Origin of the sequence: Pseudomonas atacamensis, from assembly GCF_017167965.1 — a bacterium.
Classification (GTDB): Bacteria; Pseudomonadota; Gammaproteobacteria; order Pseudomonadales; family Pseudomonadaceae; genus Aquipseudomonas; species Aquipseudomonas atacamensis.
Window position 1 is genome coordinate 3,839,832 of the sequence record NZ_CP070503.1, and the last position, 22,363, is coordinate 3,862,194.

General features: G+C 56.8%; 34 protein-coding genes, 1 tRNA gene and 1 pseudogene. 25 read left to right on the plus strand and 11 right to left on the minus strand.

Annotated features, from left to right (window positions below; translation table 11 throughout):
• Nucleotide 1 precedes the first annotated feature (1 nt).
• From JWU58_RS17455 to JWU58_RS17465, 3 genes are all read right to left on the minus strand, one after another.
• Nucleotides 2-724, minus strand: a complete 723-nt coding sequence (locus JWU58_RS17455; protein ID WP_420893294.1) for a Rha family transcriptional regulator — start codon at nt 722-724, stop codon at nt 2-4.
• Between the two features lie 149 nt (nt 725-873).
• Nucleotides 874-1,488 (minus strand): hypothetical protein, encoded by a 615-nt coding sequence (locus JWU58_RS17460; RefSeq protein WP_206420653.1) that lies wholly within the window; start codon nt 1,486-1,488, stop codon nt 874-876.
• Between the two features lie 54 nt (nt 1,489-1,542).
• Nucleotides 1,543-1,758 (minus strand): YdaS family helix-turn-helix protein, encoded by a 216-nt coding sequence (locus tag JWU58_RS17465; RefSeq protein ID WP_016773984.1) that lies wholly within the window; start codon nt 1,756-1,758, stop codon nt 1,543-1,545.
• An 87-nt stretch (nt 1,759-1,845) separates the two neighbouring features.
• Between JWU58_RS17465 and JWU58_RS17470 the strand changes: the two genes are divergently transcribed.
• The 4 genes from JWU58_RS17470 (at nt 1,846) to JWU58_RS17485 (ending at nt 5,122) form a co-directional block, all read left to right on the plus strand.
• Nucleotides 1,846-2,577: an XRE family transcriptional regulator gene (locus JWU58_RS17470; protein WP_206420655.1), complete on the plus strand. Its 732-nt coding sequence runs from the start codon at nt 1,846-1,848 to the stop codon at nt 2,575-2,577.
• A gap of 592 nt (nt 2,578-3,169) precedes the next feature.
• Nucleotides 3,170-3,565, plus strand: coding sequence for a hypothetical protein (locus JWU58_RS17475; protein WP_206420656.1), 396 nt, complete (start codon nt 3,170-3,172; stop codon nt 3,563-3,565).
• 453 nt (nt 3,566-4,018) lie between these two features.
• Nucleotides 4,019-4,243: a hypothetical protein gene (locus JWU58_RS17480; RefSeq protein WP_206420657.1), complete on the plus strand. Its 225-nt coding sequence runs from the start codon at nt 4,019-4,021 to the stop codon at nt 4,241-4,243.
• 114 nt (nt 4,244-4,357) lie between these two features.
• Nucleotides 4,358-5,122: a hypothetical protein gene (locus JWU58_RS17485; protein WP_206420658.1), complete on the plus strand. Its 765-nt coding sequence runs from the start codon at nt 4,358-4,360 to the stop codon at nt 5,120-5,122.
• Nucleotides 5,123-5,365: 243 nt separating this feature from the next.
• On the opposite strand, the gene JWU58_RS17490 is transcribed toward JWU58_RS17485, so the two are convergent.
• Nucleotides 5,366-5,716 (minus strand): hypothetical protein, encoded by a 351-nt coding sequence (locus tag JWU58_RS17490; protein WP_125915824.1) that lies wholly within the window; start codon nt 5,714-5,716, stop codon nt 5,366-5,368.
• A gap of 196 nt (nt 5,717-5,912) precedes the next feature.
• Here JWU58_RS17490 and JWU58_RS17495 point away from each other — a divergent pair, with 196 nt between their 5' ends.
• From JWU58_RS17495 to JWU58_RS17535, 10 genes and pseudogenes are all read left to right on the plus strand, one after another.
• Nucleotides 5,913-6,149 (plus strand): hypothetical protein, encoded by a 237-nt coding sequence (locus JWU58_RS17495; protein WP_206420659.1) that lies wholly within the window; start codon nt 5,913-5,915, stop codon nt 6,147-6,149.
• Nucleotides 6,146-6,379: a hypothetical protein gene (locus tag JWU58_RS17500; protein ID WP_206420660.1), complete on the plus strand. Its 234-nt coding sequence runs from the start codon at nt 6,146-6,148 to the stop codon at nt 6,377-6,379. Before JWU58_RS17495 ends, JWU58_RS17500 begins: the two co-directional genes overlap by 4 nt.
• Nucleotides 6,376-6,570, plus strand: coding sequence for a hypothetical protein (locus tag JWU58_RS17505; protein ID WP_206420661.1), 195 nt, complete (start codon nt 6,376-6,378; stop codon nt 6,568-6,570). The genes JWU58_RS17500 and JWU58_RS17505 overlap by 4 nt, the downstream gene beginning before the upstream one ends.
• On the plus strand, nt 6,567-6,692 hold the full coding sequence (locus tag JWU58_RS27400; protein WP_277425667.1) for a hypothetical protein: 126 nt from the start codon (nt 6,567-6,569) through the stop codon (nt 6,690-6,692). The genes JWU58_RS17505 and JWU58_RS27400 overlap by 4 nt, the downstream gene beginning before the upstream one ends.
• A gap of 156 nt (nt 6,693-6,848) precedes the next feature.
• Nucleotides 6,849-7,991, plus strand: coding sequence for a hypothetical protein (locus JWU58_RS17510; RefSeq protein ID WP_241196131.1), 1,143 nt, complete (start codon nt 6,849-6,851; stop codon nt 7,989-7,991).
• A 55-nt stretch (nt 7,992-8,046) separates the two neighbouring features.
• Complete coding sequence (locus JWU58_RS17515; protein WP_206420663.1) at nt 8,047-9,027, plus strand: RecT family recombinase; 981 nt, start codon at nt 8,047-8,049, stop codon at nt 9,025-9,027.
• A complete protein-coding gene (locus tag JWU58_RS17520; RefSeq protein ID WP_073474131.1) occupies nt 9,024-9,692 on the plus strand; it encodes a lambda exonuclease family protein in 669 nt (222 codons plus the stop codon). Before JWU58_RS17515 ends, JWU58_RS17520 begins: the two co-directional genes overlap by 4 nt.
• A 2-nt stretch (nt 9,693-9,694) precedes the next feature.
• Nucleotides 9,695-9,937, plus strand: coding sequence for a hypothetical protein (locus JWU58_RS17525; protein ID WP_206420666.1), 243 nt, complete (start codon nt 9,695-9,697; stop codon nt 9,935-9,937).
• Nucleotides 9,934-10,398: pseudogene (locus tag JWU58_RS17530) on the plus strand (hypothetical protein). The gene JWU58_RS17525 and the pseudogene JWU58_RS17530 overlap by 4 nt, the downstream one beginning before the upstream one ends.
• A gap of 75 nt (nt 10,399-10,473) precedes the next feature.
• Complete coding sequence (locus JWU58_RS17535; RefSeq protein ID WP_206420668.1) at nt 10,474-10,845, plus strand: hypothetical protein; 372 nt, start codon at nt 10,474-10,476, stop codon at nt 10,843-10,845.
• A 21-nt stretch (nt 10,846-10,866) separates the two neighbouring features.
• Here the strand turns inward: JWU58_RS17535 and JWU58_RS17540 are convergent, their stop codons facing one another.
• Nucleotides 10,867-11,739, minus strand: coding sequence for a hypothetical protein (locus JWU58_RS17540; protein WP_206420669.1), 873 nt, complete (start codon nt 11,737-11,739; stop codon nt 10,867-10,869).
• 101 nt (nt 11,740-11,840) lie between these two features.
• On the opposite strand from JWU58_RS17540, the gene JWU58_RS17545 reads away from it, so the two are divergent.
• A complete protein-coding gene (locus JWU58_RS17545) occupies nt 11,841-12,242 on the plus strand; it encodes a hypothetical protein (protein ID WP_206420670.1) in 402 nt (133 codons plus the stop codon).
• A 297-nt stretch (nt 12,243-12,539) separates the two neighbouring features.
• Here the strand turns inward: JWU58_RS17545 and JWU58_RS17550 are convergent, their stop codons facing one another.
• Nucleotides 12,540-12,725, minus strand: coding sequence for a hypothetical protein (locus JWU58_RS17550; RefSeq protein ID WP_206420671.1), 186 nt, complete (start codon nt 12,723-12,725; stop codon nt 12,540-12,542).
• A 112-nt stretch (nt 12,726-12,837) separates the two neighbouring features.
• Entirely contained in the window at nt 12,838-13,530 is a 693-nt protein-coding gene (locus JWU58_RS17555; protein WP_206420672.1) for a hypothetical protein, read from the minus strand.
• 67 nt (nt 13,531-13,597) lie between these two features.
• On the opposite strand from JWU58_RS17555, the gene JWU58_RS17560 reads away from it, so the two are divergent.
• The 10 genes from JWU58_RS17560 (at nt 13,598) to JWU58_RS17605 (ending at nt 19,078) form a co-directional block, all read left to right on the plus strand.
• Nucleotides 13,598-13,876, plus strand: coding sequence for a hypothetical protein (locus tag JWU58_RS17560; protein WP_206420673.1), 279 nt, complete (start codon nt 13,598-13,600; stop codon nt 13,874-13,876).
• Nucleotides 13,873-14,430 carry a hypothetical protein gene (locus JWU58_RS17565; protein WP_206420674.1) on the plus strand — a complete coding sequence of 186 codons (558 nt, stop codon included), beginning with the start codon at nt 13,873-13,875 and terminating at the stop codon, nt 14,428-14,430. The genes JWU58_RS17560 and JWU58_RS17565 overlap by 4 nt, the downstream gene beginning before the upstream one ends.
• Nucleotides 14,431-14,443: 13 nt before the next feature.
• Entirely contained in the window at nt 14,444-14,914 is a 471-nt protein-coding gene (locus JWU58_RS17570; protein WP_206420675.1) for a hypothetical protein, read from the plus strand.
• Nucleotides 14,915-15,020: 106 nt separating this feature from the next.
• Complete coding sequence (locus JWU58_RS17575; RefSeq protein ID WP_206422207.1) at nt 15,021-15,569, plus strand: hypothetical protein; 549 nt, start codon at nt 15,021-15,023, stop codon at nt 15,567-15,569.
• A 73-nt stretch (nt 15,570-15,642) separates the two neighbouring features.
• Complete coding sequence (locus tag JWU58_RS17580) at nt 15,643-16,017, plus strand: hypothetical protein (protein WP_206420677.1); 375 nt, start codon at nt 15,643-15,645, stop codon at nt 16,015-16,017.
• A 61-nt stretch (nt 16,018-16,078) separates the two neighbouring features.
• The gene (locus tag JWU58_RS17585; RefSeq protein WP_206420678.1) at nt 16,079-16,594 is read left to right on the plus strand and encodes a DNA N-6-adenine-methyltransferase; all 516 of its coding nucleotides are present in this window, start codon (nt 16,079-16,081) and stop codon (nt 16,592-16,594) included.
• A gap of 145 nt (nt 16,595-16,739) precedes the next feature.
• Nucleotides 16,740-17,057: a hypothetical protein gene (locus JWU58_RS17590; protein ID WP_206420679.1), complete on the plus strand. Its 318-nt coding sequence runs from the start codon at nt 16,740-16,742 to the stop codon at nt 17,055-17,057.
• Between the two features lie 51 nt (nt 17,058-17,108).
• On the plus strand, nt 17,109-17,708 hold the full coding sequence (locus JWU58_RS17595; protein WP_206420680.1) for a hypothetical protein: 600 nt from the start codon (nt 17,109-17,111) through the stop codon (nt 17,706-17,708).
• Nucleotides 17,709-17,753: 45 nt separating this feature from the next.
• Nucleotides 17,754-17,966: a hypothetical protein gene (locus JWU58_RS17600; protein WP_076567171.1), complete on the plus strand. Its 213-nt coding sequence runs from the start codon at nt 17,754-17,756 to the stop codon at nt 17,964-17,966.
• Entirely contained in the window at nt 17,966-19,078 is a 1,113-nt protein-coding gene (locus JWU58_RS17605) for a tyrosine-type recombinase/integrase (RefSeq protein ID WP_206422208.1), read from the plus strand. Before JWU58_RS17600 ends, JWU58_RS17605 begins: the two co-directional genes overlap by 1 nt.
• Before the next feature lie 89 nt (nt 19,079-19,167).
• On the opposite strand, the gene JWU58_RS17610 is transcribed toward JWU58_RS17605, so the two are convergent.
• From JWU58_RS17610 to pheT, 4 genes are all read right to left on the minus strand, one after another.
• A tRNA-Pro gene (locus tag JWU58_RS17610) sits at nt 19,168-19,244 on the minus strand.
• An 89-nt stretch (nt 19,245-19,333) separates the two neighbouring features.
• Entirely contained in the window at nt 19,334-19,690 is a 357-nt protein-coding gene (locus JWU58_RS17615) for a MerR family transcriptional regulator (RefSeq protein ID WP_003179985.1), read from the minus strand.
• The gene (gene ihfA / locus JWU58_RS17620; protein WP_002553164.1) at nt 19,671-19,973 is read right to left on the minus strand and encodes an integration host factor subunit alpha; all 303 of its coding nucleotides are present in this window, start codon (nt 19,971-19,973) and stop codon (nt 19,671-19,673) included. Before ihfA ends, JWU58_RS17615 begins: the two co-directional genes overlap by 20 nt.
• Nucleotides 19,974-19,976: 3 nt before the next feature.
• Entirely contained in the window at nt 19,977-22,355 is a 2,379-nt protein-coding gene (gene pheT / locus JWU58_RS17625) for a phenylalanine--tRNA ligase subunit beta (RefSeq protein ID WP_206420681.1), read from the minus strand.
• Nucleotides 22,356-22,363: the final 8 nt, after the last annotated feature.

The following is a 22,363-nucleotide window of genomic DNA, read 5'->3' on the forward strand; positions in this document are numbered from 1 at the left end:
ATCAGGCTTTCCCGACCAATTTGGCCAGTTCGAGGAAGCGATCCACGTACCAGTGAGGCTGTGTCTCGCGTGGGGATTGGGGATTGGTCAGGTTCTTGCCGTAGGCCATGCCCTTCTCGGTCACCGTCCAGAACGGAACCATTTCCTGTTTGGAGTTCTTGCGCTGGAGCTGCTTCAGAAAGCCCTTGGCTTCCAGTGCACGGTTGAACGCAGCAGGTGACACGCGAATGCCGCTGTCTTTCAGCAAGGCCGTGGCTGACTTGGTGGGCATTGAGGATCCGCCAGTAGCATCTGGCGCAGCGTCGACGGCGTAGCCTGGGAGAAACTTCGGGTCAAGACCGTTGTTCTGGGCGATCTTCGTGAGCATGGCCATCTGGCAGGATGGAGCCGGCTTCAGCAGGCGCGTGAAGCACTCCATGATGGCAATCTCGCCGATCACCTTGCTGCCGCTCAGCAGAGCCTGTTCGCGAGCGCCTTGCTGCTTTTCCAGTTCGCGCCAACGGCGGATCACCTTCATCCGCATAGGAGCGCTGTAACCGGTGAGCAGGCAGTCGTTATGCTCCCGGTCGAGCATGTACTCAACCTGTTCCCGGTTTTGGCCGTCCAGATAGATGTGCTCAAAACTGAGTACATCTAATTTCAGTTCTTTCAGCATCGCAGCGATGTCGCGCTTCACGTTGGCGTGCCGCTTGCCGGTGACGTTAGCGATCTCGCGGGAGGACATCGTGGTACGCGACACGTTTTCAGAATTCGAAAAACGTGTCGCGACACTGTTGGAGGTATTGCTTGAAGTAGGTTGGCTATGCATAATCGGCCTCATCAAGTGTTAATGAATTAGCCGGGGCGCAATCCCGGCTTTTTTGTGCCTGCGATTCAGGCAAGCTTCAAATTCGGTTTGTGTTTCGCAAGCAGGGTCTCGGCCTTCCGTCCTAACTCCCCCGCCCGAGCCTCGACCTGACGGCATTGCTCAGCGAACGCCGGCAGGTGCGGCAGGTCTTCTTCGCACATCACCTGGTCATCAAAGACTTCGCTGCCGGTATCGATCACATCGCCCAGAGCGCGGATCAGTGCACCGAAGCTTTTGTTGGCACAGTGATCACTCTGCATCTGGCGGGCACCGGTCAGGCCGTGGCGACCGGCCAGTTCGTTGATGCAGTGGTCGCGAAACTCAGGCTCCAGAGCGTTTACCCAAGACTCCTCCAGCCAAGACGGCATCTCCTGATCCCCGGAGAGCCAGCGCTGCACACGCTTCAGCCAGCGGCCAGTCGCTTTCACGAACTCACTCACATCACCGGTCAGTTCTTGGGAATTGAAGTCAGGAACTTCCTTCTTTTTCGCGCGCTCAGGAATCGACAGGTGCAGCTCACGACTCAGCGCCTGAGCGAAATCGTCTTGGCTCAAACTGGTTCGGGCGATCTGGTTTGCTGCATGCGCCACCAGCACTTGGTCGCGGGTCTGGGCGCTATGTCTTGAACTGGACGTTTCCATGGGGACTGCTCTCTTCTAATCTGGCTTCAACGGATTGGCGGAAAGGGATGTCGCTTAGGCGGCCATCTCGGCCCAAGGAAACGACGGGCACAGGTTTTCTTTTTTGAAAGCACCTTCGGTCAGCGCCTCCGCTCGTTTGGCAATAACCGGAGACATGCCGTGCTTCCCCCGAACCCAGCCGGAAACGGTGCTTTGATCAACCTTGAGCTTTTCGGCGGTGGCCTCCTGGGTGCCGAAGTAGTCAACCAGGCCCTTGTAAATTGCGTTCATGATGCCCCTCCATACGGGAATACCCATATAGTAGGTTATGGGAATACCGATTTGCAAGGGTATGGGAGCGCCCGTAATACTTCACGGATGGAATTCAAAGACCGACTCAAAACCGCCCGCCGCCACGCCAGGCTCAATCAGACTGAGCTTGCTGAGCGTGTCGGACTCACGCAAACCTCGATCTCCGACTTGGAGAGGGGGAAATCGAAGGCTACCGCCTTCGCAGCTCAGATCGCCTCTGTATGTGGCGTGTCCTCGATGTGGCTGGCTGAAGGTGTCGGTGAAATGCTCAAGGGCGTGCCTGATCGTCAGGCTGAACGCATCAAGCCCAGCGTGAAACTTGGCACCATCGAAACCTGGGATGACGAAACCCCACTCGATGATGACGAGGTCTACGTCCCTTTTCTCCATGAGGTGGAGCTGGCAGCCGGATCCGGAAAGTTTGCGATCGAGGAATGCGACAGCTCGCGGCTGCGCTTCTTCAAGAAAGACCTGCGCCACAATGGCGTTCAGTTCAGCAACGCGAAGTGCGTCAAGGTTGGCGGCAACAGCATGATGCCCGTGCTTCGCGACGGCGCCACCGTCGGCGTAAACGTGGGGAAAAACTCGCTGAGCGATATCGTCGACGGCGAGATGTACGCCATCAACCACAACGGCCAGTTGCGCGTTAAGCAGGTTTACCGCATTCCGACTGGCATCCGTCTGCGCAGCTTCAACCGTGACGAGCACCCCGACGAGGACTACACGTTTCAACAAATCCAGGAACAGCAGATTTCGATTTTGGGACATGTGTTCTGGTGGGCGATGTATTCCAGATAGATTTAAATCCTCCACTTAAATGCCGATGAAGATCCTTATGAGCACAAGGAGAGTGTTATGCCAGTTGTGGCGGTATTGAACGATGAGTCAGGTTTAGAACAGATTTTAGGTGCCTTAAGGGCTTATGGGTTCGTGGTAGCCAACCATCACAACCGTCCTGGGGCGTCAACTCTTACAGGTGCACTTAGAACTGCATTGGGTCCTAGATCTGATGAACACGAATTGCAATGCCACGAGCTTCCCCTGTTGATTGATGGAGAGCCTTGGTGGACTAGCGTATTGGTCATGCCTCCGCGCTACGAATTCAACCATGGCGAGACCACGGCACTCGCAGCTCGAGCTCTGATAGCTGCAAACGAATCCGGCGAGGAAGGTATGTTTCTGTACCATGACATGTAGCGGCACGCCGGCACGCTTGCACTCGTGCGCCGGCAGTCCGTCGTACCTGGCCTACATCCATATTTCTAACTCATCAACTAACTTGCGCTAGGCGCAAGCGCCCGCGTTATGCGGCGTCGAAATTCGGCTTGCACGCATGGTGGCTGGGCGCCACCAATGGTAGAATTTGTGATCAAAACTAGGAAGGGAATCTATGCTAAAGCACCTATTTGTACTCTCGATTTTCCCAATTGTTCTCGCAGGGTGTTTTAGACCCACTCCAGAACAGCTCGCCAGTGCAGACTACGGGCAATATCCAAGCGACTATGAGCAAACGATCAAATCGTACATGGCCCAACGGCTCAAAGACCCCTATTCAGCCCAGTTTCAGTTTCTAAATTCTCCCAAAACTGCTTGGAACGGAATCGGTGGGCTGAAATATGGCTATGCAGTCTGCGTGCTGATAAACGCGAAAAACAGCTTCGGCGGCTACACAGGCTCCCAACTTAACTACTTCATGTTGCGTGGAAGCACCGTTATCGACTCTCAGCACGGAACGGACGAATACAGCTCGGCCATGGCCCGAGGTAAATGCGACAAGCTCATTTAACCAGACTCAAGACAAGAAGCCCGCCAATCGCGGGTTTTTTTGCGACTAGAAATACGGAAGGATCAAAATCTATGGGAATACCCATTGACACTAAATATGGGTTTGCCTATATTTGGCCCGTCGCAGCGACACACAGCCACTGTGAAGGGCCTCAACAGACCCGCCGCTCTTTAACAGCCAGCGCCATGAACGACTACCCGGCCAGTCCGGTTAGGTCACTCCCGGCTCCATCGGTGGGAGGTCAGTAAACCGATGAACAAAACCGCACTTGCCTCTACCGGCGACCGGCGATCCGACAGGCCCGAAAGCCTGCCCACGCGCAGCCCACTGCGACGGCGGACGAGGTGTTGACCGAACTGAGTGAATGACCTGGTAAGCGGGTGCGGAGAAAGACCACAGATTTACTGATGCCGCTTCGGTGAGGCGGCATTGGAAATCAGAGGAGGCAAGACGATGGAAATCACTGGAATCCAGATTAAGAGCATGCAGAACGCACAGCGCAACTACGACGCAATCGTCCTCAAGTTTGGCGACATGCACTTCACCAAAGACCTTCTTCAAGGCGTCGGCGCAGACCGAGACATTCGGCGGGCAAAGCAGCTGGCCGACTCAGCTGGAATTGTTGTCGACTGCTACGAACCGCGACTGCAAGAGCGAATTGCACGGGCCTTGAAGTAGCTATGAGCCGGTTATGAGCTGGCTGGCTCATAAAACCTCATAGCCGGACCTTTTCACTGATGCACCTGGTGACGGGTGCATTGGGAAAACAACCGATCAAGCACGGAGCATTAAATGAGCGAACAAACACTTCAATCGCTGCTCGCCGAGCGCGTCACTGCTTTTGCAAACAGCGAAAAGCCAGTCGAAATCATCGACGAGCACGTCAAGAAGATGTTCACGAACGTGGTCGACAATTGCTTCGGCCGTTACGGCGAAATGGGCAAGCAGGTCGAGGAGGCAATCAAGGCCGCGCTGCCAGCCAATTTGACCGAAATCTTTGAGCTGACCCGCTACAACGCGATGGTCGCTGCTGCTTTGAAGGAGAAGTGGGAAAACAGCGGCGTCGAAGCTGACATGGTTCGCCTCGCGCAGAAGCAGATCGACGAGGTGCTGAACAAAGATGCGATGCCGGAAGTGATCAGCTTGCAGGCGCTGCTGGAAGCCTTCGTCGAAGACCACAAGGAGTCGGCAGCCGAAGATCACTGGGAAGCTCCGGACATTCGCTTCCAGCCATCCGACTACGGTGGCATGCACATCTACTTCGACAAGGAACCGAAGGATCACGGTATTTCAACCTATTCCCGAAGCTCCGAGCGCAGCGAGTACATGCTCGGCAACGCGATCCACATCAGCTTCGACCGCTACGGTAAAGACCGAAACGAAAAGGGTCATGAGGTCGGATCGGTATACGCCGCCAAGATCGACAACGAGAAGATCAGCCAAACCCTGAAATTCCGCTCTCCATTCGAAAAGATGGTCGCTGCACTCTACTTCGGTAAATCCAAAATCATCGTCGACTGCGATGAGGATGAGTTCAGCTACGGCATCTACGACTGAACAACCAGCGCCACGACAGCCTGTCGTTAACTGCCCGATCCTCTCGATGAGAGCGCATCGGGGTGTGATTTGAGGCTAAGTCTCGGGCAGCGGATGTGCCGACCGGTCGCCTACAGGGCTACCCCTTCCGCCGAATGCCGGTTGAGCACCGGCCAGATCACACCCCGATGCGGACGAAACTGCGTCCTATAACCGCCCATCTGCATCTGGAATGAATCACAGCGAAGTGAGCAAGCGAGGCACTTACTTCGCGGTGATGAACCCGCCACAAAGGCTGTCCAGCAAGCTCTGGCCGCCTTTGGAATTGAAGAATTCCATCGACTGCTTCACTTCCATTTCGTACCGAGGATTTGTAGCAACATCACGGATGTGTTTCGCCATCTCGTCAGTCATGCCCTCTTTCTGCTCAGTCAGGAATTTTTCTAAAGTGATACCTGCTTCTGGATGTTTCTTTGCGCACGCCTGGGTGGATGCGACAGCCATAACCGCAGTGTTGTGGTCTGCGACAACGTCGGTGGTAGCCGAAGCTGGGACAGCATAAGCGAGGGCAATCACCGCAATGGCTGTCGCACTGCGAACTTTACTCAGAAACATTCAGATCTCCAGATCTCAATTATTTGGCATTGATGCCAAGACGTATCGGCCAAGCTCGCTGGTTCCTTTAGCGAATTAGTTACCCTCCCCCGACACCACCCGAATGCACTCCCCTCCGCGCCCAACGGCAACCAGCGGAGCGGATGAGTGCATTGCGAGTTTTGTTGGATCAATACCCGCCACCACGGAGGCGACCATGGCAACCAGCTATGCAGACAGTGCGCAGGCCCGAGAGTGGGATCGGCGCTTTGATGAATGGGGGCGGCCCAAAGCGCCGAAGGTTGAAGACTTCCACGACTACGAAGCCGCAGCGCAAGAACGCACACAGCGTCAGGCGCTGATGGCAGCTCAAGAGCTGGTCGACCGCAAGGCGCGGGCCAAGCGAGTCGCGGCAGCGGTGGTCGCCTACGGCGAATTCTGGGGGCTCAAATGAACATCCAGCAGCGTGACCATCAAACGGCGGTGACCTGGATCGAGGGCGAGATCAGCAACATGATCCGCGACCTCGGCAAGCCCAACGCCAGCGCCGCAGCGACATCCTGCATCACCCTGGCCTTCATGCTTCGTGCCATTGATGACAACGAGCACCGTCACTACCGCGCACGCATCGACCAGATTTACACCACCTACAACGCCTCCGTCTCGCAAGGAGCTGCAGCATGACAACGCCTCCGGTAAAAACTTTGGTCGATGAGCAGCTCGACGATATCGAGCGCCGCATCGCGATCCTCGGCTTCGGCCTGCCCTTCAACGAAGTGATCGGTCGCAAGCGCGAGGATCTGGTCGACAGCCTCCCGCAGCGCCTGTCGGTGACCATGAAAGGCGGGCGCATCGCAGTGAGGGCTCGGACATGAAAATCATGTTCTGGTGTCTTGCCGCCGGCCTGCTGGTGGTTCTTGCTGCATACAGCGCGGCCCGCGATTCGGCCGGCGTGTGCCAGGTGCCGCGCTCCACTACCTACAACGTGTTCCGATGACCAGCCTTCAGCGGGCACGCCGCCTCCTGATTCGGCGCGGATCGTTTCGAGTTCTCGCGATTTACACCTTCCTGTTGCTGCTCGGCGCCCTCGCTGACCGCATCACTTAATAAACAACACCACCACAAGCTGCGCTCGGCGCGGCAAGGAACCGTCATGTCCGCAAAAGCCCAACAAGCACCTTTGCAAGAGTCCATCGAAATGACCGCTGTAGCGCCAAAAGTAGCTGTCACCGATATCGCCGAATATCGGCCGCATGAAGAACAAATCGTCCGAGTGGAAACGACCTACGCGAACCTCGTTGTCGACTGCTCTACAAGTGAGGGCTTGGCGAATGCGAAGGAAGTTCGCGTGGATATTCGCGATGTCCGCTACGCCTTGGCCAATACCACGAAAACGGCGCTGATTCCCTATCAACAGGCGGTTAAAGACGCGCAGGCTCGCGTCAACCAAGTGAAGGAATTCGGTGAGGCGTTGAAGGATCGCGTACTGGCGATCGAAGCGCCTGTAGACGAGGCAATCAAGGCCGAAGAAAAGCGCGCCGCTGACGCCAAGGCCGAACGCGAGCGTGTCGAGGCTGAGCGTGTCGACGCCATTCGGGCAAAAATCAATCGTTTCAGCTCCGTCGCTGCTGCATATGCAAGCCGTAGCGCTGCCGATGTTGCCAACGTCCTTCTGAGCGTCAAAGAGTCGGTAATCCTGCCAGACGAATACGCCGAGTTCGAAGCGGAAGCCACCATTGCCCGAGACAACGCTATTGATCAGCTTGAAGTACTGCAAAGGGCTGCTGTTGACCGCGAAGAGGCGGCAGCCAAGCTGCTGGCCCAACAAAAAGAGCTGGATGAACTGCGTGAGAAGCAACGCATCGCCGATGCTGAAGCAGAAGAGTTGCGCAAGCAGCGCGCCGAGGAAGATCGCCTGCGTTTGAAGAAGCAGCAGGATGAACTCGACCAGCAGCGCCGCGATATGGAAGCTCAACAACGCCAGCAACGTGAGCAGCAAGAAGAACAGCAGCGCCAGCAGCGCGAACGCGATGCGCAGTATCAGCGCGACCAAGAAGAGTTGGCTCGCCTGCGCGCACTGGCTGCAGCACCCGCTGCGGTTGCAGGCGTCATCACGACACCAGCCGTTACCGACACAGCGCCAGCAGATGCAGTGGGAGTTGATCCGGTTCCAGTGGCTGACGAAGTCGCTGACTCGAACATGCCGAGCGCCAACGAAGTGGTCGAGGTCGTGGCCATGGCCTTCTGCGTCACCAATGACGAGGCATCGGCCTGGCTGCGCGCCCTGTCGTTCTAACAAACCCTGAAATCACCCCGGAGGCCGGCCAAAGTCGTCGGCTATGGAGTTAGGAATGAACGCTCAAACCCAGATTGCTACCGTACCAATGGACACAAGCCCGACGGGCCTGATCCTCAATCGCGACAGCATGCAGTCGATGACTGAACTCGCCGGCATCATGGCAGGCGGCAAAACCACCCTGCCGAAGCATTTCCACGGCAACACTGCCGACTGCATGGCAGTGATCATGCAGTCCATGCAATGGGGCATGAACCCCTTCCAGGTTGCGCAGAAGACGTTCATCGTGAACGGTGGCCAACTGAGCTATGAAGCACAGCTGGTCAATGCGGTTATCACCACGCGAGCGCCCACCCTTGATCGAATCCATTACGAGTGGTTCGGCGACTGGGACAAGATTATTGGCAACTTCCGTGAAATCGAGAGCAAAAAGCAAACGGATGATCACGGGCAGCCGAAGAAATACCGCGTCCCAAACTGGAATATTAACGACGAGAAGGGGCTCGGCGTCCGCGTCTGGGCGACGTTCGTTGGCGAAGACGCTCCCCGCGAACTGACCACCTTGATGACTCAGGCGCGAACCCGGAACTCTACGCTATGGGCGGACGATCCGAAGCAGCAGATCGCGTATCTGGCGCTCAAAAAATGGGCTCGTCTGTATTGCCCCGACGTGATTCTGGGCGTGTACACCCGTGACGAGCTGGACGACGGCTACGCGCTTCCGGAAACGGATGTTACCCCACGATCTACCAACGAAAAACCAGCAGATGTGGGAGCTGCGTCGGTTCCTCAGGGCGACACCACTGACGCAACAAGTGACCTATTCGAGCAGCTGAAAAAGATCGCTCAAGAACAAGGAATTGATGGCTACGAAAAGGCCTGGAAGGCGTTGAAGCCGCAGCAGCGCGGCGCTATTGGCGTGACACGTCACGGTGAGCTGAAGTCGATTGCACAGACAATTGAGGCAGAGTTCACAACCCTCAATGAAAGCTCAAACGGCAGTGCGAACGACGATGTGCAAGGCGGCGAGCAATGAACGCCTCAGTAGACCTTCAACGCACCGAGCAGTGGCATCAGGACCGCAGCGGGCGCCTAACGGCAAGCAGGTTCAAGGATGTGATTGCTTGGGGTGATCGCGACAAGCACGGGAAGCGCAAGCCGCTCGCGGCCCGCACCACTTACATGCGCGAACTGGCTTTTGAACGTCTGGCGAACAGATCGAAACATTCGGTCAGCAGCAAGTCGATGGCCTGGGGGACTGAGGTTGAGCAGTCGAGTCACGACTTTTACGAAATCCTGACCGGCAATACCGTCATCAAGTCGGGCTTCTTGGTTCATCCAAAATACGACTGGTTGGGCTGTTCGCCGGACGGCTTGATTGGCGAGGACGGCGGCATTGAGTCGAAGTGTCCATTCAATGAAGCCGTCCACGTCCGTACCTGGCTCGAAGGAATGCCCGACGAACACAAGCCGCAGGTTCAGGGCTGCATGTTCGTCACGGGCCGGGAATGGTGGGATTTCCTGTCGTTCGATCCGCGCCAAGATGAAGACTGCCGCCTATACATCGAGACCATCAAGCGCGATGACGAGTACATCGCGATGCTTCATCAAGAGCTGGTTCAGTTCAACCTGGAGCTGGGCCGGATGGTTGACGAAGTAGCGGACAGAGCGCGAGCGCAAGCCCATCGATTAGGAGCCTGAGCATGATCAGCAATCACCTCAACCTCGTCGAGCAGCACCGGCCGGACGCCGAGTCGATCGCTGAACGAATCGCGCAGTACCTGGCCGCCGGCGGACGGATCAACCAATTGAAAAGCCCGCCGCGCAATCCGCTACCACCGCCCCGCTCGAGGAAAATAGACCATGAAACGGTCCTCAAGCGGCGCCCGAAGCCGATATCGGCCGCCGAACGCAAGGCGCTGCGCAAAATGGCGGACTCGCTATGAAGTCGAAACGCAAACCCAACAACGGTTTCGCCCGGGCTGAACGCAGTTGCCGGGCGCTGCTGCGCACCAACCACGTCGCGGTGGTGAACATCGACCCCAGCGGCAGCCAGATCATGGCGAACTGGAAGAGCTGCCGGCAGATCCGAAGTCTGGGGATCGCCAACGCGATATTCGATTTCTCCTACCGCTGGACGATCTACATCGGCGCCATGTGTCGAGACGAGCGCGGCGCCGAGTACATCAAGTCGGTGGAGATCTCGCCCGAGGGCATCTACAAGGTAGAGCGCCTGACTGACGCCATCGAGCATTACTACCTGGAGTTGCGCAACAGCGCGAACCCGAACCATCTGGTGGCCTCAGGCTGGATCGCGATTCCCGACGAGATATCTATGGACTAAGCCCAAGCCGCAAAGCTGTTCTACGCCGCCGGCGCCTGGCATCAGGTGAAGGTCGCAGCGTGAGACGTTTTCGCATCCAACAACGCAAACGACAGACCTGGCTGGACTTGCCGGCCAGCGGAATTGAAGAGGTAGGCCATGGCCGAAGTACAGGAGCCGACGAAGGAAGCGATCAAGCAAAAGAAAAAGCGCGAGAAGTCTGCAGCAAAGGACGCTGCATTGGGCGTAGAGAAGTTTACGGTTGAGGTGGCCGGCGTGTTTAAGCCTGACCTGAAGGCAGTCATGAGGGCCCACGGCATCAACAGCCAGCAGGATGTTCACCAGTTGCTGCTGATGAACCTGATCGCCGCCGACTTCGATACCCAAGCCCAGATGCTGCGCTGTGTCACGACACCTTTTGTCATAACCGAAAAGGTGTCGCGGCTTATTGAGGCGGCTGGCATGAAGTCGCTCGCCGACGACCCACCAGAGCCTGACGACGAAATTGTCAGACCCGGTAAAATACATTAATAAACTGCTAGAGCAATGTGGTTAAAATACTTGGATGTACCTCATATCAATTTTTAGGCCCCCTGCAACTTTCGCAAGGATATCTAAATCTACTTTGTTAGAGCCACTTACTGTCATTGTGTACTCCCTTACGCCATCGCCAGACATAATCGCAGTCCATTGGACGAAATATCCGTAAACTGATATTTCCTCACAAAACTGTTTCGCTGTTTCTTCCGACGCTTTCATTTTAAAACTGATAGCTTTATTGCCGATTGGTGAAGGCTGATCAAAGTGCCGGCCATTCGTCAACCCGCGCAAAAGCCCCTCAATCCCATCAAGGCGCTCGATAAGTATCGTTTTTGCGTCAGTTTGATCTAATGATTCTAGCAGTGCTCGATTTTGCCGCACTCTCAAAACAGGATTATCTTGTTCAGCTTTTCCGACGGACGCCTCAATTGCTTTGCGAAGTGAAGGATTGAGCTCGACCACACCGCGCATATCATTGGTATAAAAAACCGTTCTTTCATCGGCTATGTCGAATGGTAGTTTTGTTCCAAACTCGGCAATTGCTACTACAGGCTTTCCAGAACAATGCCTAACTGCCAATTCATACATCACGTTTGGGTTGAGCTCTGACAAGTTAGCTACGACCAAGTCATCCTCAAGGATATGCTCGATAACTTGACGCGTAATGGAGCCTGTTATTGAAATTTCGTGTGCTACATGCGTCTCATATCCCAGTTCAGACAGAAGAGGTTTCAAGACCGAACTAATGAGTCCGTCTGCAGCCCTTCGAGTTGATGAGTCAGCGCCTCCAATTGGTGTGACTATGAAAGCTTTTTTCTTAAGTGTATCGCCGCCGATGCTTTTCACTTCCGCCGCAGGGCTGTCCGCATTTTCTACTTTCGACATTGCTTCTCCTAACGGCTCCAAGCCGATTGAGAATCAAACCCTATTTCACACCAAATTGCCACCACCGATCACGGAGGGCGGCGCCTGACTGGAGATAATCCATGTGGCACAACTGCGCATACGTCCGGCAGCACTATCAGGTGCCTGCCGAAATCGGCCGTCGCGTCATCGCCTACGGCAAGCCCGGTGTCATCCTGGCAGATCGCGGCCACTACATCGGAGTGGTGCTGGACGAAGACCCAAAGAAGCGCATCGGCAATTACCACCCCACCCACGAAATGCAGTACGGCGAGATGGCCGAGACGCTTCCGCTCAAGGAGTGGCTGGTCCTGCCATTCAAGCATGACTGGGACGATCTCGACTGGAATCGGGAAGCTCGCGAAGATCTGGTCAGGGTATGGGCAGCCACTCGAAGTCAGGCCAAATACAAGGCCTACGAGCGGCTTCAGGATTACTGCCACAGCATCAGGGCGATGCTCCACTTCAAAGTCCGGCGCGCCTGACCCGCCCTCTATTATTGCGCTGGGTTATTCAGATATCGCTCCAGTTTTCGGCGTCGAATTGCCTGTGCCCGCACTTCAAACAGGTAACGAATATTTCAGGATCAATTCCAACGTTAATGGTAGCTGCGTACGGTTTGTTTAGCAGGCCATACCTGCTCGTCGCACAGGCCTCACAGGTAATGCGCACAAGCTCCTCTTTTGAACGGCCCTCGGCGTATTTAGGCAATGCCATCTTCGTTAACCTCGCATCACAGTTTTAATCCAGCACCATGCCGGGCCGAACACAAATACCCCACTTCAACGAACTCTGCTAGCAGGCTCTGCGCTGGATAAGCCAGCCAGGTCTCGCCACCGCGCCAGTTCGGCGATCAGCCTAAGCCCATGGCGAACTTCAACCTCAAGCCTTTCATCAGGAAGGCTGAGTAGTCGGACAACCTCATCGCCGATCAGGCGCACCGCTTCCACATCAGTTTTCGTGCTCATCGCAATCACCGTCAGGTTTTGCTGAGTGCAAATAATCAACCCAATAGACGTATCACGCCAGCCGGCGAGGTAAATATCTTATCGTACGCATCAACGATATTGGAATACCTAATCACTCGAGCAATTTGTTTCTTGCCTCATCTTTGAGCATTGAAATAGCTTCCGATATATACGACTTTGCTGAGTCAAAGTCCTTCAACCCTTCTCCTTGAAGTTTCTCCCAACGTCGAAGACACTCAATCGATATACTTTCCGATTGATCATCAAAAGTCCCACGAATTAGCAACCTCAAATATGTTTCTATAAAAGAGCAAAACAAATGATCCAAATGAAAAATTCTTATGAACTGCTCTTCAAATATGCCCCCCCAAAGCTCTGAGGTCTCAATCTCTATCGCTGCGAGCGCTGATCTAGCATCCTTCGCCTCTTTCAACCTGCTCTCGTATATGCCGACTAAAGAATTATCCGGGCCTCCGTCACCAATCCATGTATCGTTTTGAATTTGAGCAACAGAAGATTCGGCATAGCTCCAGGTCCTTACAAGCTCTTCTTGATATCTTCGGAGCTCGACTACCACCTTTCGCGCCAGCTCATGATCGGACTCAGCCTTACCTTGCTTTCGCCAGGAATTCAAACTGAACATCGCCAACACAACTGCGCCTACTGTTGCTGCCGCTCCAAAAATATCAAACATGTCATGAATATTAGAAACTTTGTAAAAATCATCTTGAGTAAAGAGTCTTCCCCATATTACTCCACTGAAAAATAACAAAACGCAAACAACCCAATTAACTTTGTCCTTCATATAAATCACTTCCCCTTAGCCAATTTAGTGATGTTATCAGTCCGGTAACAGTCAACGCGAGGCCGCTATGCCAACAGATTACAAACCGACCGATTCATTCGGCTCCAAAGGTCGCACCTTCCACATTCATCTGAGCGTCCGCGGTGCGCTGCGTGATTTCAGCAAGCGCCAGCTCAAAGGCATGTTCCGCATGGAGGGTGGCCGCGAATGCACCGCCGAGGAGGCGAAGGATCATTTACTAGAGGCTCTGGCCCAAGGCAAAGAAGTTCTCCCATTCGGGCCGCCCTGCGAGGGTTTCGATTTCGCCGGCAACGGCTGCCCAGGACATGACCCGGAGGCTGCATGATAAATCTCTTCTGGCGCTTGGTCGCCAAGCTGCTGGCCCGTACCGCCATCGCCGACTGGCTAATAACCCACGCCAAGCTCACCCCGTACCAGCACATCATGTCCGCCGACGGCACCGAGATGTACATGGGCCGCTGGTGGCTGTTCAACCCCTACAGCAGGGAGACGCACAAGCCGGCTCTGTGGTGGTGCCCGTGGTCGTTCCGCATTCATCACATCATGCGGCCGGATGAAGACCGGGATCTTCACGATCACCCATGGAACGCCCGGACGATCATCCTGCGCGGCTGGTACACGGAGCAGAGACTGCTTGATCACGACGACCCGGCGCTGTGTGGCTTGAACGTCCCCGCCAGCGCACTGGCTACCGAATACCTCGATCGGCGCCCGGGCGACACTGCCGAACTGCTGCACGGCGAATACCACCGCATCGATCAGGTATCCCCAGGTGGCGTCATCACCCTCTTCATCACCAGCAAGTGGCGCGGTGACTGGGGATTCCTCGTAAACGGCGTGAAGGTGCCTTGGCGCACCTACACCGGTACCGACAATTGATTGGAGATCCGTCATGAGCAAGCATTCCAATGAGGCCGTCGAGGGCGACGATGGCGGACTTGTCATCTGCCGGGGCTGCAAAGTTCGCGGCACATACGCAGAGCCACCAAGTGGTGAATGCCCAGCGCCTTACAAGTCTGACGCCGACCTGCTCGCGGAATCCTTGGCGCGAGAACAAGCCCTGCAGCAGCGACTGAACGCAGCGGATCAGAAGATTGATGAGCTTGCCCAGGAGCGGGAAGGCCTGATCGCCTACGGTCGCAGCAACGGACTCGACGAGGCGTCCACCGTGTGCAGCCGCATGGCGTATGACACCTATTACCCAGCCGGCTCACGCTTCAAACACTTCGTGCCGAAGGCGCTCGAGCAGCAAGGCAACCTGCTCATCAAAGCAGCCAACGCAATCGCCGATCTGCCGGATGGGCCATACGAACGGCACCGGGCTCGCCAGCAGAAAAAAACGGTAAAGTCCGCGACTGCCTGACAGGAGTACATCAGTACTCCGCCCGCAAAATTACTCCCTCCCCCCTTCAAAGTCAGCCGCTATAGCGGCAAGGACGAGTGTTGCCGTGAGCATCATCGACGACGTAATGACCGACAAGATCACCCTGCACGGCCTCGGGTTCGTACAGGTTCAGCTGCAGGGCAATCAACGCCTGCACGTTTGGCATCCAGAGTTGCCGCGCCGCGCTTGCTTCAAGCACTCGGCAATCCATGACCACCGCTTCAACTTCACTTCGCGGGTGATCGCGGGCAAGCAGATCAATCACTGCTTTGAATTGGAACGCTGTGACGATGGGGGATTTGTGCTGTATCTGCATGAGGGCGCTCGCACACCGGGCGGCGGTAGGCCGTGGACTCCAGACGGCCGCGCGCACCTGATACCGGATGGCGTGATCACCGTGGAAGCCGGCAACGACTACAACACTCGGGCGTACCACTATCACCGCACAGAGCCCGGCGGCGATGGTCGAGTCGCCACGATCATGGCGAAGCGCGGCGAATACCCAGACGGAGCCCACTCGACTTGCACCTACGGCGTTCAGCCTGACACCGACTTCGACCGCTACCAGTGGTCACCGTCGCAGCTCTGGGAAATCGTCACTGACGTAATGCTCGGCCAGAGGCTGACGCCATGATCACCAAGTGCGCACTCGGCTGCACCCTCTTCTTCTGGCTTCCATTGGTACTGACCATAAAGGCGGTGATCGGATGAGCAAACGAGCGATTCACCTTTACCCGTGGGACGGCGGCACCGAGGCTGATCAGGATCCGCCAGAGCACGTTTATTGCGGCACCGACGGCGACATGTCCGACGAGCAGCTCACCAATGACTGGCGGTACGTCACCTGCAAGCGCTGCCTCAAGATCCACGAAAAAGAGCTGGCCGCGCGAGCAGCAGACGACCGAGACCAGAAGGTCAAGCTGTTCGACGAAGCTCAGGCCATCACCATTACACTCGGCCACCGGAATATCTCGACAGCCATTAAGGCTTTGATCCGAGAGCGCGACCAGCTCAAGGCTGAACGTAACAACCTGCGCGAAGACCGCGACGGCCTACTTGAAGCAGGAGCAGACCTACTATGATCTTGATTCCAATAGCCGCCCCGCTCTACATGGCCTACCTCATATACAAGGGGCCGTGGCGATGACCGGAATGATCGGCGCCCGCGCGGCGCCACCGAAGCACAAGAGCGTCGAGTGGTATACGCCGGCCTGGATATTCGACCGGCTCGGCTTGCAGTTCGACCTCGACCCATCCAGCCCGCACGACTATGTGACGGCGGTACCGGCCAACACGAAGTACACGATCTTCGATGACGGCCTGTCGAAGGAATGGTCGGGCCGGGTTTGGATGAACCCGCCATACGGCCCAGATACAGGTTTCTGGATGCGCCGCCTGATTGCTCATGGCAACGGCATTGCGCTGGTGTTCAGCCGCACGGATGCCGAGTGGTTTCAGGAAGCAATGGCCACCGCATCGGCCACTCTGCTGATCAAGGGTCGAATCGCCTTTGTGCCCGGGCACGAGAACAGCCACAAGAAAGGCCGATCAGGTGCTGGCAGCGCGATGTTTGCCTTCGGCGATGATTGCGCGATCGCGTTGCAGAGCCTGGCGGATCTCGGCGGTTTTGTCCCCCGCATCAGCGAGGCCCGGCCATGACCCATCAACCCAAAGGAGGCATGTGCGCCACCTGCACCCACGCCCACCGCAATTGCAGCCACCTTCCCTTCAGCACCATGCCGCCGCTATCACGCCACGGGCAGACGGTGATCGTGCGCTGCACTGACTTCCAGAGGCGACAGCAATGAACAGCATGGTCAGCGTCCGCACCGAGGAACTGACCGGCCCGGCGCTGGACTGGGCAATCAACGCGATCGAGGGTGATCAGCAGCCCGTGGCGGGACAGCTGGATCTATTCGCCCTGCCCGACGCCGAGCAACTGATCACGAAGTACGGCGTCTGGGTCGACGTTGGCCACCGGCACCCATGGCTGGCAGACGCCACCAACGACCCGTTCAACCGCCAGCCCGGCGAAACCCGAATCATCGCGGTGTTCCGCGCCGTGGTGTTTGCCAAACGCGGCGCCACGGTGAAGGTCCCCGCCGAACTGATCCAGAAGTAACCCCTCCCTCAACTCAACAGCCTGCCGGTGTACGGCGGGCGAGGAATTCGTATGTCCGAAATTGAACGTGTCATCGAAGCCATGATGGAGCCAGCGCCCCCGGCCACCGAGGTCATCACGCTCGACCGAAACATTGTCGAGCGAGCGTTGACCTTGATGGAGAGCCACCCAGATGTCGCACAGGGCGGGCCTTCGCTTTGCAATGAAGTCTCCGTGTTTCGCCAAGCCTTGGCCGAACCCACCGTAAAACTCTGGGCGATCCACAGCGTTGGCCCTGGCGAAGAGTACCCGTGCCTAAACAAAGAAGACGCCGAGCGGCGCGCGAAAGAGTTGCGCGATCTCGGTGAGCGTATGAAGCAGGAGCGTATCGCGCGCGGTGAAAGCGTTGAGCTTTGGAATGACTGGGTGACGAACGTTATCCCTTCCCCGTGGGAGCCGGCCGAGCATTTCGAAATCATGGCTGAGGAATGGACGGATCACGCCGAGCGGCTTCACGAAGAGGTGATCAAACTGACCGAAGAAAAAGGAAACCTGCGTAAAGCCCTCGCGGGAATGCTTTTCGCTTTCGACGACGGCGTCGGCCTCGACTGGTCCGCTGATCTGCTCGATTACGCGCGGAAGCTGTGCGCCGCCGAAGAATTCAAACCCTGAACCATCCCCACCTTCTGCCGCCAAGCGCGGCATGGAGCATCACCAATGAAAAAAGAGCTGATCAAGATCAGTGAATTCCAGCGCCGGCGCTGGGGTGAAAACGGAACACCACCCTGCCCCCAGGCGATCCGCAACTACATCCGCAACGGCAAGGTGCCCGGCGAGCAGATTGGCAAACTCTGGTACGTTGATTGGACGGCGTTCAGCCGTTCGGACGGCAATGATCTGGTCGCGATGGTATTGAAAGGAGCTGCATGATGGTCCCACGGCCGCGCAACAAGGCGAACAAGAGCCTACCGCAGAACCTGTACTTCGATTCGCGGCGCTCGACCTATCGCTACCGCCGGCCCACCGACGGTAAGTGGTTCCAGTTCGGGTCTGACCGGATTAAGGCGATCGATGCCGCGAAGCAGTTGAATCTGGAGTTCATGCGCGGCGCTGACCTGGTCGGCGCCGTAATGGGCAGCACATCGGAATCGTTCGCCGGCTTCCTGGACGCATACGAACGCGACGTTCTGCCGCCGAGGGAACTCGCAAAAGGAACGCTGGGCTTGTACGCCGTGCATTTCCGTCGTTTCAGGAAACAGTTCGAAGGCAAAGCCATCGATCAGATCACGATCCGCATGATCGCGCAGATGCTGGACGCCCTCACCCCGCGCACTGCCAACCAGTGCCGCGCGCTGCTGATCGACATCTTCAACCACGCAGCGGCAAAAGGGCTGTGCCCGGATAACCCGGCCGCCAGCACCATCAATCGAATTGAGAAGAAGCAGCGCAAGCGACACACCGTCCAAGGCCTGAAGGCCATTCGGGAGAACTCACCGTTCTGGCTGCAGAACGCAATCGACCTGGCACTGATCACCGCGCAGCGCCGGACGGACATCTTGAATATGCGGTTCGATGGTGTTCGGGAAGGGTTTTTGTATGTGGTTCAGCAGAAGACGGCCAAGGCCAGCGACGCGGCTTGGATCCGGTTCAAAGTAACCGAAGAACTCCAGGCAGTTATCAGCCGGTGCCGGGATGACATCGTCTCGCCCTACCTGATACATCGCCGCCCAGACCGCAAAAAGCAGAAGCAGGCGCAGACGAAGGACCACTGGACGCAGGTCGAAGAGCGATATTTGACGCGAGCCTTCAAGGAGGCCCGGGATGCGGCGGGTTGTTACAAGGGATGGAAGGAAGAGGAAATGCCGGGCTTCCATGAAGTGCGAGCGCTGTCGCTGCACCTGTATCAGAAAGCCGGGAAGGACGGTCAGAAGATCGCCGGCCACGCCAGCGAGACCATGACGAAGAACTACCAGAAGGACCATGCCGAGATCGTCTGGTCAGAGGCAATTCCTGATCTGAATATCAGCGAAATCACCGGGTAGTTTTGCGCAAGTTTTGCGCGGGTTTTGCGCAGGCACAAAAAAGCCGATCCATCTGATCGGCTTAAGTGTCTGATTCTAATCAGGAATAATGGTCGGGACGGAGTGATTCGAACACTCGACCCCTAGCACCCCATGCTAGTGCGCTACCGGACTGCGCTACGCCCCGACTGATGTTGCATCTCGCTCTTCACCTCGAAGAGCGCTCAAGAATATATCGCAAGCGTTTGAAAACTGGAAGTATTCAAACGCCGCTTTTTATTTCTTGAGCACCACCAGGACATCTTCCAATTCGGCAATCATCTGCCGAATCATCTGTTTGTACTGGGTGGTATCGTCTTTGGCTTCGTCGCCGGACAGACGCAGACGTGCGCCGCCGATGGTGAAACCCTGATCGTAAAGGAGCGCGCGGATCTGCCGGATCATCAGCACGTCCTGGCGCTGATAATACCGGCGGTTCCCGCGGCGTTTGACGGGGTTGAGCTGAGGAAACTCCTGCTCCCAGTAGCGCAGCACGTGTGGCTTTACGGCACACAACTCGCTGACTTCACCAATGGTGAAGTAGCGTTTGCCCGGGATGACAGGTAGCTCGTCGTTATGACTTGGTTCCAGCATAAGCCTCAACTCGGGCCTTCAACTTCTGCCCTGGACGAAAGGTGACCACACGGCGAGCCGTGATCGGGATTTCTTCCCCCGTTTTCGGGTTGCGGCCAGGCCGCTGGCGTTTGTCCCGAAGGTCGAAATTGCCGAAACCGGACAATTTGACCTGCTCGTTGTCTTCAAGAGCATGCCTGATTTCCTCGAAAAACAGTTCTACCAATTCCTTGGCTTCCCGCTTGTTCAGGCCCAGCTCTTCATACAGACGTTCCGCCATCTCAGCTTTCGTCAAAGCCCCCATACGTCACTTCCTTAACGTGGCGTTCAACCTTTGTTCGAGCGAGGTGAGGATATTTTGCGTCGTCGAATTCACCTCATCGTCATTAAGAGTGCGCGATGGATGCTGCCAGGTCAAGCCAACTGCAAGGCTTTTTCTATCAGGATCAATACCTTTACCCTGATACACGTCAAACAGCCTGAGCTCTGTGAGCCATTCGCCTGCATTTTCACGGATTACGTCCAGTACAGCCGAGGCCGCGACGTCTTTGTGCGCGATCAGTGCAAGGTCACGACGCACTTCAGGAAAGCGCGACAACTCGTGGAATTTCGGCATTTTACCGAGCGCCACTTCAGCCAGAACCAGCTCGAAGACGAACACCGGACGATCCAGCCCCAAGGCTTTCGACAATTCTGGGTGGATCGCACCAATGAAGCCTACTTCGCGACCTTCACGCTCGATGCGCGCGGTCTGCCCCGGGTGCAGCGCCGGGTGTTTGCCTGCAGCAAAGGTGAACGAATCCAAGGCACCAGCGAAACCCAGTACCGCTTCCACGTCAGCCTTGACGTCGAAGAAGTCAACGGTGTCGCGACCCTGCGCCCAGCCTTCCGGCAAGCGGCTACCGCAAACAACCCCGGACAGCATCGGCTCTTGCTTCAAGCCTTCAAGCTGACCAACGAAGCGCAGGCCGCTCTCGAACAGACGCACGCGATCCTGCTGACGATTGAGGTTGTGCTGCAGCGCTTTGACCAGACCTGGCCACAGAGACGAACGCATGGCCGCCATGTCATTGGAGATAGGGTTGGCCAGCAACAGCGGCTCGACACCTGGATTGAACAGTTCGAACTGACGCGGATCGATGAAGCTGTAAGTGATCGCTTCCTGATAACCACGAGCAACCAGCAGACGACGCAGCTCAGGCAGATCACTACGCGCTTCGGCCTTGGCTTGGGGTGCCAGACGCGCTTGCGGGTAGCGAACCGGCAGACGGTTGTAACCGTACAGGCGAGCCAGCTCTTCGATCAGGTCGACTTCCAGGCTGATATCGAAGCGATGGCTTGGCACTTCAACGCGCCATTGGCCTTCGCCATCAGCGGTAGTACTCAGGCCCAAGGCACTGAGCAGACGCTCGACCTGTGCCGAATCCATCTCCATGCCGAGCATCTGAGTGATGCGCTGCGCGCGCAGAGTGATCGGTGCAATCGATGGCAGATGTTGCTCGCTGACGGTCTCGATGATCGGACCAGCTTCGCCGCCAGTGATTTCCAGCAGCAGGCCAGTGGCGCGCTCCATGGCTTCACGGGCCAGCTGCCAGTCAACGCCACGCTCGTAGCGATGCGAAGCGTCGGTATGCAAGCCGTAAGAACGTGCCTTGCCGGCAACCGCAATCTGATCAAAGAACGCAGATTCGAGGAACACATCACGGGTGGTCGCGGAAACACCGCTGTGCTCGCCACCCATGACGCCGGCGATCGCCAGTGCACGAGTGTGGTCAGCGATGACCAGCGTATCGCTACGCAGGCTGACTTCCTGACCATCAAGCAGAACCAGCTTCTCGCCCTCTTCCGCCATGCGCACACGAATGCCGCCATTGATTTCGGCGAGATCAAAAGCGTGCAGCGGCTGACCCAGCTCGAGCATCACGTAGTTGGTGATGTCGACCGCAGCGTCGATGCTGCGCACGTCGGCGCGGCGCAGACGTTCAACCATCCACAGCGGCGTAGGCTTGGACAGGTCGACGTTACGGATGACCCGGCCCAGATAACGCGGGCAGGCCGCTGGGGCCAGCACCTCGACCGAACGGACTTCGTCGTGTACCGCTGCAACCGCAGCGACCACAGGACGGGTTACCGGCACGGCGTACAGCGCGCCGACTTCACGGGCCAGACCGGCCAGGGACAGGCAGTCGCCACGGTTCGGGGTCAGGTCGACCTCGATGCTGGCGTCTTCCAGATCCAGATACACACGGAAATCTTCGCCCACCGGCGCATCGGCCGGCAGCTCCATCAGACCGTCGTTGCCCTCACCGACCTGCAGCTCTGCCTGCGAGCACAGCATGCCGTTGGACTCAACGCCACGCAGCTTGGCCTTCTTGATCTTGAAGTCGCCCGGCAGCTCTGCGCCAATCATGGCGAACGGAATCTTCAGGCCCGGGCGCACGTTTGGCGCTCCGCACACGACCTGGAAGGTTTCCGCGCCATTGCTGACCTGGCATACGCGCAACTTGTCGGCGTCCGGATGCTGCTCGGTGCTCAGCACCTCACCCACCACCACACCACTGAATACGCCGGCGGCCGGCGTAACGCTATCGACCTCAAGACCGGCCATCGACAGACGGGCAACCAGCTCGTCGCGATCTACCTGCGGGCTGACCCAGCCACGCAGCCATTGTTCACTGAATTTCATCCTGCTCT